This is a genomic window from Polyangiaceae bacterium, from assembly GCA_020633205.1.
In the GTDB taxonomy this organism is placed as follows: domain Bacteria; phylum Myxococcota_A; class Polyangia; order Polyangiales; family Polyangiaceae; genus JAHBVY01.
Map to the genome: position 1 here is coordinate 23,275 of JACKEB010000030.1, position 12,830 is coordinate 36,104.

The window sequence follows — 12,830 nt, forward strand, 5'->3', positions numbered from 1 at the left end:
GGGAGGCTCCTCAGGCACTAGAGTCAGCGGCCATGAGCGACGAAGCGGAGGTCCTGAGCGCTAGCATCGAAGCCGCCAAGTCAGGCCGGGCCAAGTGCCGACGCTGCCGTCAGACCATTGCCAAGGGCGAGCTGCGCCTGGGTGAGCAAGTGGATAACCCCTACGGCGAGGGTGACGCGACGCTTTGGTATCACTTGGCTTGCGGAACCATCAAACGCCCTGCGGCGTTTCTGGTTGCTGAGCAGACTTTCTCCGAGGAAATACCAGAGCGTGCTCAGCTCACGCTCCTCGCGCAGGCTGGAGAGCGGCTCCCCTGCCTCTGCCAGCTAGCGGCGATTGAAGCGGCGCCTTCGGGGCGCGCGCGCTGTCAGCAGTGCCGGGAGCTCATCGAGAAAGGCGCACTGCGGCTGGTGCGGCACAACGACGCAGACCTGATGGCAGTGCCAACGAGCAGCTACATCCACCTCGATTGCGCCCTGAAGTACGCTCAAGAGGCCGAAGGCGGAGACGCAGGCACAAGCGCGGCGGATCTACGCGTCCATCTCGAGCATCACCTACAACGACTCGAAGGCGAGCTCGAAGCGAACGCGCGCTCCGCGGTCGAGGCGCTGTTCACTGCAACGGAATCGTGAAGTCGTCCTTCGCCTCGCCAGTCTGATCGATGGCTTGCGCTTTGATCTCGGTCTGGGTGACTTGCACCCAGAGCGCCTCGTTGAACGCGCCCGACGCGACGCGCTGGCTGCAGTACTCGCGATCCACGTGCTCGTCCACGTTGCCGATGGCGCCGCCACCGCCGCCCGTCGTGACGTAAGTGAGGTTGCGTGAGGTAAGCGGAACGGTGAAGCGCTCGTAACCATGCATGTGGCCTTGCAGTACGAGTTGGACGTTGTACTGCTCGAACAACGGTTCCAGGAGGTAACGCTCCGTCTCGAGCGACCCCGTGTCCCCGCACGTGATCAACGGGCGATGCATGTAGACGACGCTGAAGCGGTAGCCCGCCATCTCGCTCTTCTCCTTCAGCTTGGCCGCGAACCAGTCGTACTGAGCGGGGTCCGCGCCGTCTTGCAGCGGGATCTCCGTATCCAAACTGAAGAAGCTCACGCCACCGGTGTCGAAGACGTAGTACGCGCTCGTGCCTTCGAAGCCTGAGTCGCCAAAGAAGCGCGTGTAGTAGGCGTCGTACTCGTCAGGCTTCTCGCTCTCGTGGTTACCAATCGCCGGGAAGAAGCCCCCCTGAGACAACATGGGTTGCATCGAGGGAAACCAAGACGCCCACGTCTCGAGCCCCGACGCGTAGTACTGCAGGTCTCCAGCGTGTACGGAGAAGTCGTAGCCCTTACGCGCGACCTGTTCCAGGATGAGCTCGGTGTTGTCCGTCAACCCGGGGTTGGTGTCGGCGATGGCCATGAAGTTGAAGTCTTCGCCGCTGGCCCTTGCCGTGCAGAAACGCCCGTTGCGAGAGGTGTCCGCCGTAAGCGAGTAGGTGTAGCAGCCCGGAGCCAAGCCGCTCAGCTTCGCCTCGTGCATGTAGTAGGTACCGGGCAAATCGTCGGGTATTTCCGCAGGGATGATGCTGGTGTAACGGTTCTGGATATCGAACGAGGACACGTCCGATTGGAAGGCCTGCTCAGCGCCGCCTGCTTCTGGCTTGAGCTTGAGTTCGGCGCTCGCCCCCTGGTCACAGCTCTCCCAGCGGATCACGGCGGAGTCTCCCGAGATGCGGGTAGACCACGGGCCCTTGCTCACCGCCGCAGTGCAGGTGTCCGAGCTACCCCCGGTCCCACCGGTCGTCGCTCCAGAGCTTCCGCCGGCACCCGCAGCTCCGCTGCCCGCAGTGCCCGCGCTGCCACCCGACCCTCCGGAGCTGCCTCCGCTCTCCGCATCGTCACCGCACGCCACCGCCAACCCGGTGACCCCAAGACACAAGCCACCCAAAGCGACCCAGCGAGCCACCAGGACGCCCGCGCCAGAAAGCCGTTCCATACCGCGGGACTCTACCTAACGACCGTTGGGCTGTCTCCCGGTATCGACCCCACGACTGGAAGCGGCGCTCAGCTTGGTGGACTCGGCTCGGCGAGCCTCGGGCGCTCGGTGAACTTCTGCGCAAGCGACGGAGATAGAGCCGGTGATCAACGGCAATTTTTTTTTGGGGGGGGAGGAGCGGCCGGACGACCGCCGGGACCGACATCATCACGACAAGTGCCCGAGAAGCTTCGGCTCGGAACAGGCGCAGCGGTCCGATCACGCGCGTACTGATGGCAGCTGAAACCGTGAGTGATGCAGAAGGAGGATGTTCGCCTACACCACAAAAGAGGCACCTCGAGCTTACCGCACGGATACGCGCGAGCCCGAAACAAAAAGGCAATCACCGAGTGATTTCTTGGTGGAAATTTAGTCCTACTCCCGCCACAATGCTCTGCGTCACAGCAACGAGCGCCACCCCTCCCTGTGACAAGCTCTGCAACCAACGCCCACCCAGCGTTTCCGCAGGGTTACAAATCTAGAGCTTCGCCCCGCCTCGGGGGCACGCTCATCCAGCGCCAACCCGTGCCCGGGTTCGGCTCCGGCACCCACGGCTAGGCACGCGCCTGCCTTCTCGCGCCGCGGCGCTGCCCGGAGCCCACCCAGACCGCAACCGGACCAGGAGACCAGCCCATGACCACATCCTCCGCTATCGCCAGCTGGGGCCTCGCCATCGCAGCTGCCTTGGACGCTCGCGGATTCGACAGCCGATCGCTCATGCAGCGCGCCGGCATCGAAACCAGCCAGTTGGAGTCCAGCGACCGCGTCCCGCTCGCAACCACGACCAAACTGTGGCGCATCGCCGTCGGCGCCACCGCGGACCCGTGCTTCGGCCTCGCAGTGGCAGAGTACGTGAAGCCCAACACCTTCAACGCTCTCGGCTTCTCCCTCGCAGCGTCCTCCACCCTGCGCGACGCCTTCCAACGCATCGTGCGCTACTTCGGGATGGTCACCGACGCCGCGGAGCTTTCCTTCACTCCTCAGGGTAGCTTCTACGAGCTCCACATCCGAATGGGTGAGCAGCGGATGGCGCCGGAAGCGGTCGACGCGTTGCTCGCAGTGGGGGCGCTGCTGGCCAAGAGCTTGGCAGGGCCGAACGCCAAGCCGCTGAGCGTGGAAGTCGAACGCGCCGCGCCTCAGGCCTGGGAGCGCTTCGCGGACTTCTTCGGTTGCCCCGTACACTTCTCCGCCCAGCGCAACTGCCTGCGCTTCGATCGCGCGCTGTGTGAAGCGCAGCTTCCGCCGGGCAACGGGGAGCTGACCCGGTCGGGCGATCACGTCGCCGAACACTACCTGGAGCGATTTGGTCCCGACAGCTTGGCCCGCAGAGTCCGCGCAGTGTTGGTGGAGTTGCTGCCAGCAGGAGACCCCGGTCCGGCGCGGGTCGCCAAGCGTCTTGGCACCAGCTTGCGCAGCTTGCAGCGCCACCTGGCTGCAGAAGGGACCAGCTACACCGCTCTCCTCGAGCGCGTGCGACAGGAGCTGGCCGAGAGCTACCTCGAGGAAACCGACACCCCGCTTGGCTCCGTCGCGTTCCTGCTCGGCTTCTCGTCGGCGTCGGCATTCAGTCGGGCCTTTCGTCGCTGGAACGAGTGTTCGCCGAGCGAGTACCGGGCGTATCAGACGCGACGTGAGTCCACGCCACCGCCGCTCGAAAACGGCGAGCCAGCGGGAAACAGTGACGTGATGGCCACGGAGGATCGCGTAGCATCCGGTATGTAACGGCGCCCCAGCCGCGCGTTCTACGCCCCAGCTCAACAAGCGGCGGGCATTCGAAGGCGTGCTCCTCTTGAGGGGCTTTGAGCGGCCGAGGCAGTCAGCCTCGGCCGTTCCGCTTTGGATAAGCAGGAACACCGCTCGCGCACCTGCTGCGCCTCGAGCCCGCGCAACCGCGCCTCGAGCCTGCGCAACCGCAACCCGGACATGCACAGCGACACGCCGTACATGCACAGCGCCCGCTCCGGAATGTGGCGCTCTCTGGACGGCGATCGACTGACCGCCACAACTGCTCGAAAGCGCTGTAGCATCATGAGCTATCTCATGACGTCGAAGGTCACGGCCGAGCGCAGGACGAAGCGCGGAGCTACGCGAGGCGCTGCACGCGTGGCGAAAGCAGAGCCCAAGTCGACAGCGACTCGCAAGGCGCCGACGCGTACGGCGAAGGCGTCTGCGCGCAGTGCGACGAAGACTCAAGCGCGGAAACAGGCGAAGGTCAGCGCCGATCAGAGCAAGCCTACGCGCCGCCGCGTCGTAAAAACGCAAGAGAAGGCGGGCCGTGCTTACGGAGGCTTGAGCGCTGCAGAGCGCCGACGCGAGCGCGCAGCGCGACTGTTGGAGAGCGGATTCGAACTGTTCGGCACAGAGGGCTACGCAAACGTATCCATCGAGCGCGTGTGTAGCCACGCAGGCGTTACCGCGCGGCACTTCTACGAGGCGTACGCAACGCGTGAGGACCTGTTGATCGCCGTGCTGAATCACGTCACGACCCAGGTACGCGGGCGCGTTCTCGACGCCCTTGCCATCGAGGTCGACGACGCCCGGCTCCGACCGGTCAATGGCCTGAGCGCATTCTTGGAAGGCTACCTCGGGGATCCGCGGGCCGCGCGCATCGTTTGTCTGGAGACCGTCGGTGTGAGCGCGCGCGTGGAGCGCAAGCGCCGAGCGACAATCAACGAGTTCGCCCGCGTGATCGAAATGGAGGCGCAGAACCAGGCGCGGATCTATCGGGCAGCGCAGCGGGACTTCAGCCTCACCGGCGTCGCGCTGGCGGGCGCCACGAACGAGCTGATCGTGCACAGCTTGCTGAGTCCGACACCCCCGTCCCTGCCGCGCATCCGCCGCGAGCTGCTGCTGCTCTACCTCGGCCTGATCGCTGGCGACGAGATCGCTCGTCGGGATGTCGCTCAGCTGGGGCTTTGAGACGTTAGCCAAACGCCACGGCCGAAGCGCGCGCGTGCGCGCGCAGCCCGTCGCACCGTGAGGCGGTCGGCCCAGCATTCCAACAAGCTAGCTTGTCAGAATACATCGAACAAGAACCCTTGTCTGAAGGGTGTCTGTCAACGGTCGGTCAACGTTACCCAAGCTTGAGTGTCGTTGAGCCAAGCGACGAAGATGTTTGATCTTCACCACCAAGCGCCTCGCTTGCTTTAAACCTCAATCACTCGAAACCGTCGGCATCTGAGTGGATCAGGGCGGTTCGGCCCGAGAGCGCGCGCGTCCGCCAACACTGAAGTGAAGTCGAACGAGAATTCGCGCCGGGGAGGCGCGAACAAGCAGGGGGCGCAGGCATTGCCTCAAGGAAAATCGGGGCTCACGCGAACTCTCGTTAGCCTGAGTGGCTTGGGCGATGCAGCTCGAACGCTCCTCTCCCCCAAAAACCCTCGCGCTACTCAAGTTCCCTGAGGGTTGGGGTCCAGCGTCTGCCAGAACACGACCCGTTTGCCTGCCAGACGCGGCGCTTGCGCAAGCACACCGGCAAAAGCTTTGCCGGTATAGGTCAGATCCAAGCTGAAGCCGGCGCGCGCTTCCATCCAAGCACTCGCGGCGCGACCGGCCCGAGTGGGCAACGCGTAGCCGGAGCCAAGTTGGGAGTCGTCGATACGCGGAGCTCGACCCACGAGGCTCGACTCGAGTGCCGGCGCTAAGGCGGTCAGCTGCTGGAGCGTCGCTTGAAGCTCGGCTTCGAAGTGGGCCTGGGTGTACGGCGCGCGATTCGATGCGCGCATCACCACCAGCTCTGTGGGGAGCTCCGCGGCGCGCAGCCCGAGCTCGAGACCCACGGCGGTCCCAAGGGTCCCCCCAGCAACGAAGACGTAGTCAGGAGGCGCGAGCCCGGCGACCTCAAACTGAGCTTGAAGCTCGAGCGCTGCAGCGACGCAGCCCAGGTCACCCACTGGACTACTTCCTCCCCACGGAAATAACGCAGCGTCGGAGCGCTTACCGAGCCAGCGCCGCGCCTTGACCTCCGCCTCGCGCTGAGAGCCCGCCTTGACCAGCGTCGCCCCAGCGGCCTTGCAGAGCTCCAGGTTTCTACGGCCGTGATCATCGAGGGGAGCTGGTAGCAGGTAGGCCCGGCAGCCAAGCCCCAAGCGCTTGGCGTGCACCGCGGTGGCGGCGACGTGGTTCGAGCCTTGAGCGCCGAACGTGCACACCTCCTCGATCCCTTCGGCGAGTGCCTTCCCGAAGAGCGGCTCGAGCTTGCGCGGCTTGCTGCCGCCGTAGCCTTGCGCGCTCTTTGCGTCTTGCTTCAGCCACAGGCCCGCGAACCCTAGCTCATCCGCTACCAGTGGAAGCAGCGGTGTCGGCTCCTCGAGCACGTTTCTCCACGGCAACGCCTCGAGTTCCGGCCAGCGCGCACTCAGTAAAGCCTTGCCCCAGGGTACCGTAGGCAAAGCTCTAGACTCGAGCGGGGTTGACTCTACCTCGGGCAGCGTCATCTCCCTCGGCGCTGACGTCGAAGCGCTCTCGCGTGAGGGGGCAAGCCGAGGAGAAGGCGTGGAGCGAGCCTTGGGTGTCTCGCCGCAGCCGACCAGCGCGGTCACGCCCAGCAGCAGGTCTCGGCGTCGCAAGCAGGCGCTGGTGGAAACGTCCCGCCGCCCCACATCAGCCCCTTCGAGTTCGGTCGATCTCTTCAACACCCCGCTAACGCGACCAGACGCGGGGTCCTTCCGGCGTCCCTTGCGATCAGCTTCAAGGCGTGAGACCTAAGACTACATGGGGACTCAACCTCCGCTCAGTGTTGCGACCAGGAACTACGGTCTCGAGCTTGTGAAGCTCTTCTTGCAAGTGGTGTGGGCGGACCACGAAGTCACTGAAACCGAGACGGCGCGCCTCAAGCAGTACGCGCAGAATCTCGGGCTGCACCCAGAGCACATCGCCGAGCTCGACACGTATTTGCGCGGGGAGGCGCCATTGCCGCCGCCGAACCTGGCACTCCTGAAGGATCACCGGGTCGAAGTGTTGAAATCCGTACGGCGCCTGCTGCAGGAACTGAACATCGGTGAAGACGAAACCGAAATCCTGGGCGAACTGAGCGCCATGCTAGGCGCCTCGAGCTTCCCCCCGGCTCGCTGAACCAGCCAGTGCTGGCCTGCCACGCAGGGGATGGGGACAAAACACTCCATCTTTCAAACATCTGACATCGACGCCAAAGCATCTGGCCTGCTGATGCGTCTGAAGCGGACCCATGGTCGTTCGCTCTCGAAAAGCGGGCACACCCGCAGCCTACGAGTACGCGAGAGACAGCCTCGAGCTGGGCTTCGCGAGCGACTTAGGCCAGCCGACCGAGCGCTTTCAGCCAAACGCCTTCGAGCTGGGCGCCGCTTGGGGCCTACTCGGCGCGGTTGCTGGAGCAACGCCATTCGGCACCGCCTACCTGGTGCAGAACGCGAGCCAGTTGGGTGCTGCGGCACGCACCACCGCTGAGCTGACGCTACTCATGCTCTTCATCGGTGCCGCGGCGGGGGTGGTAGTCGCCGCCAGCCGCAAGCTGGAACAGCGCTGGGACGATCGGGCCGCACGGGCTTGGCGGGTGCTGCGGCGAGCTCTGCTCGCAGGTCTGCTGCTCAGCTTGCTCGGCGGATTGGCTGGGGCAACCGTGGCCTACCGCTTTGCTGCTCTCCCGCTGCCCATGAACGGCACACCCGGCTTGGTCGCCGGGGTGCTCGCGGTGTGGGTGGTGAGCAGCTGCTTCTGTATCCGCACGGCACAAGAGGTAGGCAGCACCACCCCGCGTCGAACGGGGCTCCGAGCCGCCGCTCTACCTAGCCCGGCCTTGGTGTTGCTCGGGCTCCTGTGTGCTCAGCTGACGCAACCGACGCTCCACGACGTGCGTCACGGGGCCGGCCCAATTTGGGCGGGATTTGGTGTGGGGTTGATCGTAGCGCTGCTTTGCAGCTTGTGGTTCAGCGTGAGTATCGAGCTTGCGGCCCGGGCTCCCGCCGCAGCCGCCCGCTGAGCCAGAGCCAAGCCAACCGAAGCTCAGCCCTGAGAGACCAGCTCGGGTGCTCGGCGTTGCTGCTCCGCTCCCCCAACCAGGCGGCGATGAGCGCGCCCTGAAGCAACGGGTACAGCGCCAGAGGCAGGAAAAACACCAGCCCGAAGCGGAGCAGCGCCGCCGCCAACAAGATGGAGCTCAAGGTGCCGAGCAGGTGGGCAACCAAGGGCGCGCCATGGCCCTCGTGGCGTACGAGCTGGGTGAAGTAGTCGTTGAACGAGTCAGTCATTTGAGTACGCCCTTTCAATGGACCACTTCTAACCGTTACACCAAAAACTGTCAACGTTTGCGCTGCAAGTTTTCCTCGCGGTCAGTGGGCGGCGGGCAGCGTGTGGGCAATCACCAGCATCGCGGCGAAGTAGAGAGGTGTGCCCCAAAGCCGGTTCACGAAGCTCGAGTGGACGAAACGCTCGCGCGCCACCGCGAGATCCGAGAAGTAGAACATCCCCGCGCCCACGTAGACACCCCACGGCGCCGCGTGCGCGGCAGCAAACGCCGTCGCGACCATGCTCGTGATCACGACGACATACGCCACCACGGCTGCGCGCAAGTTCCCGGCGTGAGGCAAGAGCCAGCGCAGCACAAAATTTGCGGGCAGGAGCAGCAGCGCGAAGGCAGCGACAGCTACCCCCTTCGCGACGCCGAGCTGCAAGAAGGCCACCACGAACGCCACATGACCCAGGAGGAAGCTCAATATCCCTGCGGCAAAGGCGGCGCGCCGCTTGGGGATCAGCAGCACATCGCCCCCCATGCACAGGCAGAGCCCGATCACCAAGGGGAGGTCATACGGGCTCTGGTAGGTCGCACGGGACAGGCCAAGCAAGACGAAACCCAAGGCCGCGAGTGGCTTCGTCAACCAGCTACCCAGCTGGCTCTTGTGACGTTCAGCGACCAGCAGCCCAAGGGAGCCTGCCGCCGTCATCCCGATCCACACGCTTTCCGGAATTTCCGACATATCAACTCAAGAATGGGTTTGGGGCTCGCTCGCGCAAAGCCCTTGCATCGCGCACTGCTTGCGCCCATAGATCCGGTTGCGGCCGTTCTTGGGGCGCATAGTTGAGTAACTTAGTCGGCTATCCATGGCTTACGAATCCCGCGCCCGGAGCATCGTCAAAGCGCTGTCTTGGAGAGTGTTCGCAACGCTCATCACGACCGGGGTCGTCTACTTCATGACCGGCAAGTTGGACAACGCCCTGCAAATTGGGCTGCTGGACACCTTCGCGAAGCTCGGTCTCTACTTCGGCCACGAACGCATGTGGGAGCGCATCCGCTTCGGCCGCGTGCGCTACACCGACTATCAGATCTGAACCAATCAAGCGCCGAGGTGCTCGGCCGCCAGCGCCGAGAGCACAGGCAGCTGCAAGCCGAGTTCGGCCGCCTGCTGTGCGGCGCGCCCGAGCCGCTCCTCGGCGGTTCGCCCGCGGGCTCCGTGGGTTGGATCCGCGGCGATCGCCCTCTCGAGCGAGCCGAGCAGCTCGGCACGGTCCAGTTTGCGTCCAAGCAAACCGGCCTGCAGCGTGATCAGCTCGTCCGCCAGTGGTCCCATCAGGTCTTGGTGGTCGCGCCAAAGCTCGCCGGCGCTGCAGGGATATGCAAGGCCCCCCAAGTTCAGCGCGAGAATGTAGAGATTCTTCAGCACCAGCTCGAAGTCCCTTTGCGCCTCTGATTCCGCGATGAAATAGGGCAGCGACTGCTGACCCATAGATTCCGCGAGGATATTCGCCTGCGGTCCGTGAAGCACGCTTGGACGGATGCTGTGGATCAACTTCCCCGGCTTCTTCTCGAACCACACCACGGCGACGTTGGGGTCCACCTCCGCGCCGTAGGCGCCGCGCCACGTTCGCGGTAAGAGCTCGTTTTGCACCAGAGCCGCGCGCTCACGATATGCCGGGGGCAGCGCCTCGAGCAGCGCAGGCAAGGCTGCTTCACCGACCGCGACCAATACCACTGCGGGTCGGGGGATATCCGCGCTCACCTCTTCGAGGCTCACGCTGCGAGTGATCGGTACGACAGCCCTGCCCGCTTTGAGCCAGCCCTCCGCAAACACCGCTCCGAGCTGACCCAGCCCCACCACGACTGCGCTCGTCGCGACGGTCCCATCCTGTTTCGAACGTGACATTTTTCTCCAGTGAGCGGCGCACGAGCCGGGAAAACTAGCGTGCTTTTCCCGAGCACCTCGTGCCTCGGTAGCGCGAAGTGCTCGAAACCACTAGCTCCACGTCGAGGCACGTTGCCAATCGTCGCGCACTACCCTACCGCCCGCGGGAAAACGGCTCTACACCGAGCGGCATGACGCGTTTTCTATCGGTTGCCGCTCTCATCGCGGTGTTCTCGGGCGTGGCCTGCAACGACAAGCAAGCTGAAGCTCCAGCCAAGGCCGAAGAGACGGCCACCACCAAAGCCGCAGCAAACGCTCCGGCGACGGACACCCCGAAGTCCGCGACAGCGACTGCCAAGGTTGGCGAAGCTGCCCCCGACTTCGAGCTGAAGGATCTAGACGGCAAAGCAGTGAAGCTGTCGGACTACAAGGGCAAGACCGTGGTGCTCGAGTGGTTCAACCCAGGCTGCCCCTTCGTCAAGGCTGCGCACACCAAGGGCTCCTTGGTGGATACCGCGAAGAAGCAGACGGATAAGGGCATCGTGTGGCTCGCCATCAACTCTGGTGCCCCAGGGAAACAGGGTCATGGCGTCGAAGCCAACAAGAATGGCACGACGGAGTTCGCGATGAAGCACCCCGTGCTGCTCGACGAAGACGGCAAGGTCGGCAAGGCGTACGGCGCCAAGCACACACCTGAGATGTACGTGATCGACAAGGAAGGCAAGCTCGTCTACGCGGGCGCCATCGACAACTCCCCCGACGGCGAGGGTGGCTCGCCCAAGGACGGCAAGTTGATCAACTACGTGGATGAAGCGCTGAGCGACATTGAAGCCGGGAAGCCTGTCCGCACCCCGACCACGGAGGCCTATGGCTGCTCCGTGAAGTACTCGAGCTGATCGGATTCGCCGCTAGCTCTCATCTCGCCGCTAGCTCTCATCTCGCCGCAGGCGCCGCTCGCGCTTGCGGCGTTTTTTATGTACCGCGCTCACCCGCGACTCCTGCTTCCGCACGGAAGGAGCTCTCCCGGGATGCGGATCCTGCTCGTCGTGGTGCTCAGCGACATCGGAAGCGTCCTTCCCCAGCTCGAAGAGCGCTAGCTCCGGGCGCCCACGCTCACCCAACCGAAGACCGAACACTGATGCTCCGATGCCTGCGCTGACATAGACGGCGCCTTCAGCCTTCTCCGCCTGACGACACCCATACAAGCCATGGACGTAGCGGTGACCGCCCATCCTGCCGAGGGTCCACTTGTGCAGATCGCCAACCGTGATTTGACCTGAGTGGGTGTGCCCGGACAGAACCAGGGACACGCCGTGGGGCCACAGTTTGTCGGCCTCCTCAGCAATGTGGCTCAGGCCGAGGGTAGGTAAGGTTGGGTCCATCTTCGCGAGCGCACGCTGTGCGTTGGCGTGGCCAGTGTACGCGTCATCCAATCCGACGAGCTGCAAGCGCTGCTCCCCCACGTCGTAGACAGTGGTGTCGTTCGAGAGCACCTGCACTCCCGCGCGCTCCAACGCACCACGCACCTGACGCGCACCAGCCCAATGGTCGTGGTTGCCGAGCACCGCGACCTTGGGAGCATCGATAGAGCCAACCACTTCGCTCAGCAGTCCGAGGTAGTCGAGGCTGTGAGCGACGTAGTCCCCGGTCAGCACGACGAGATCCGGCGCGTGGTCGTTCGTGAGCTGCGCGGCCGCCCACTGCAGGTCGTCGCTCGTCACGCGACCAAAGTGTTGGTCCGTCAGGTGAGCGATCCTGAGCGGCTGCGAGAGCTGCGACTTCAGCGCCGCCGTCCCGGCGAACTGTCGCACGGCGATGCGGTCTTTGGGATCTCGCTTACTGAGGATTGGCATTAGCGTGGAGGTTGCGACACGACGCGAACTTAGAAACTACGAGTTTACTGCGAATAGTCAACTGGGGCAGACGCGCGGTTCGAGGAGCTTGAGGCCTGAGCACGTCCTGGCTCGGTGAGCCTCACCCACAGGTGCACACAGCCCGCTCCGTTAGTGAATCGCGTGTTGGGCGATGCAAGTTCTTTGCCTTGGGGATACACACCTCGCTGGACGGCAAACGCCTCGATCACACCGACGCAGCGCCTTTGGCTACCCGCACGTGGCAGCGGCGGGCCCCTGGTGAGCGGCAGGACAGAGACACCCGTGCGCCTCTGCCCCACGACGAGCGTCGCTTGCACGCTGGCGTTCGAGGAGGCGAGCCTCGGCTGACGCCAACCATAATGACACCACGTGCCACTTCCACGGGATCGGGGGTGAGGTGCGCTGGAGAGCTTCCGACGCCCGCCAACCCTCTCCGTGTGGTCTGGGCACCGCGATTTCCGCTCGTTTCAAGAGCACGGAGGCTGAAACGACGGGCCTTTGTGCTCGCCAAGTGGGGCCGAGCGGCTACGCTCCCGCGCCATGTCGAAGGCCAAGCAGCAGCCTGCCAAGGGCAAGAGCCCGGGCAAATCCAAAGACTCAGACGAAAGCACCGAAAAGGCGGCTGACGCGGTCGAGACGACGAAGGTCGAGGCATCTGAGGAAGAAGAGACCACGTCCGACGAGAGCGAAGACGACGAAGAGCCCTCAGACGAAGACGACGACAACTCGGCCAAAGCTGCTGCCGAGGTGTCTGACGAAGACGAGAAGTCTGACGACGACGAAGACGACGAAGACGAAGAGAAGTCTGACGACGACGAAGACGACGAAGACGACGAAGACG

The 12,830-nt window shown here is 64.3% G+C and carries 14 protein-coding genes; 8 read left to right on the forward strand and 6 right to left on the reverse strand.

Going from position 1 to position 12,830, the window contains the following annotated elements; translation table 11 throughout:
* Window positions 1-32 precede the first annotated feature (32 nt).
* Entirely contained in the window at window positions 33-632 is a 600-nt protein-coding gene (locus H6718_36660; protein MCB9590995.1) for a hypothetical protein, read from the forward strand.
* Here the strand turns inward: H6718_36660 and H6718_36665 are convergent.
* A complete protein-coding gene (locus tag H6718_36665; protein ID MCB9590996.1) occupies window positions 613-1,983 on the reverse strand; it encodes a metallophosphoesterase in 1,371 nt (456 codons plus the stop codon). The genes H6718_36660 and H6718_36665 overlap by 20 nt on opposite strands.
* A 672-nt stretch (window positions 1,984-2,655) precedes the next feature.
* Here H6718_36665 and H6718_36670 point away from each other — a divergent pair.
* The gene (locus H6718_36670; GenBank protein ID MCB9590997.1) at window positions 2,656-3,744 is read left to right on the forward strand and encodes an AraC family transcriptional regulator; all 1,089 of its coding nucleotides are present in this window, start codon (window positions 2,656-2,658) and stop codon (window positions 3,742-3,744) included.
* A 381-nt stretch (window positions 3,745-4,125) separates the two neighbouring features.
* On the forward strand, window positions 4,126-4,941 hold the full coding sequence (locus H6718_36675) for a TetR/AcrR family transcriptional regulator (protein MCB9590998.1): 816 nt from the start codon (window positions 4,126-4,128) through the stop codon (window positions 4,939-4,941).
* A gap of 470 nt (window positions 4,942-5,411) precedes the next feature.
* Here the strand turns inward: H6718_36675 and H6718_36680 are convergent, their stop codons facing one another.
* A complete protein-coding gene (locus tag H6718_36680) occupies window positions 5,412-6,659 on the reverse strand; it encodes a pyridoxal-phosphate dependent enzyme (GenBank protein MCB9590999.1) in 1,248 nt (415 codons plus the stop codon).
* Between the two features lie 76 nt (window positions 6,660-6,735).
* On the opposite strand from H6718_36680, the gene H6718_36685 reads away from it, so the two are divergent.
* Window positions 6,736-7,095, forward strand: coding sequence for a hypothetical protein (locus H6718_36685; protein MCB9591000.1), 360 nt, complete (start codon window positions 6,736-6,738; stop codon window positions 7,093-7,095).
* Between the two features lie 112 nt (window positions 7,096-7,207).
* Window positions 7,208-7,978, forward strand: coding sequence for a hypothetical protein (locus H6718_36690; GenBank protein MCB9591001.1), 771 nt, complete (start codon window positions 7,208-7,210; stop codon window positions 7,976-7,978).
* Here the strand turns inward: H6718_36690 and H6718_36695 are convergent.
* Together H6718_36695 and H6718_36700 are read right to left on the reverse strand one after the other, a co-directional pair.
* On the reverse strand, window positions 7,926-8,246 hold the full coding sequence (locus H6718_36695) for a hypothetical protein (protein MCB9591002.1): 321 nt from the start codon (window positions 8,244-8,246) through the stop codon (window positions 7,926-7,928). The two genes, H6718_36690 and H6718_36695, sit on opposite strands and share 53 nt — an antisense overlap.
* An 81-nt stretch (window positions 8,247-8,327) precedes the next feature.
* Window positions 8,328-8,972 carry a lysoplasmalogenase gene (locus H6718_36700; GenBank protein MCB9591003.1) on the reverse strand — a complete coding sequence of 215 codons (645 nt, stop codon included), beginning with the start codon at window positions 8,970-8,972 and terminating at the stop codon, window positions 8,328-8,330.
* A 124-nt stretch (window positions 8,973-9,096) separates the two neighbouring features.
* On the opposite strand from H6718_36700, the gene H6718_36705 reads away from it, so the two are divergent.
* Complete coding sequence (locus tag H6718_36705) at window positions 9,097-9,324, forward strand: DUF2061 domain-containing protein (protein MCB9591004.1); 228 nt, start codon at window positions 9,097-9,099, stop codon at window positions 9,322-9,324.
* Between the two features lie 5 nt (window positions 9,325-9,329).
* On the opposite strand, the gene H6718_36710 is transcribed toward H6718_36705, so the two are convergent.
* Window positions 9,330-10,136, reverse strand: a complete 807-nt coding sequence (locus tag H6718_36710; protein MCB9591005.1) for a hypothetical protein — start codon at window positions 10,134-10,136, stop codon at window positions 9,330-9,332.
* A gap of 170 nt (window positions 10,137-10,306) precedes the next feature.
* On the opposite strand from H6718_36710, the gene H6718_36715 reads away from it, so the two are divergent.
* The gene (locus H6718_36715; protein ID MCB9591006.1) at window positions 10,307-11,011 is read left to right on the forward strand and encodes a thioredoxin family protein; all 705 of its coding nucleotides are present in this window, start codon (window positions 10,307-10,309) and stop codon (window positions 11,009-11,011) included.
* Window positions 11,012-11,041: 30 nt separating this feature from the next.
* On the opposite strand, the gene H6718_36720 is transcribed toward H6718_36715, so the two are convergent.
* The gene (locus H6718_36720) at window positions 11,042-11,968 is read right to left on the reverse strand and encodes a metallophosphoesterase (protein MCB9591007.1); all 927 of its coding nucleotides are present in this window, start codon (window positions 11,966-11,968) and stop codon (window positions 11,042-11,044) included.
* A gap of 561 nt (window positions 11,969-12,529) precedes the next feature.
* Here H6718_36720 and H6718_36725 point away from each other — a divergent pair.
* A partial coding sequence (locus H6718_36725) for a hypothetical protein (protein MCB9591008.1) occupies window positions 12,530-12,830 on the forward strand: 301 nt, incomplete at its 3' end.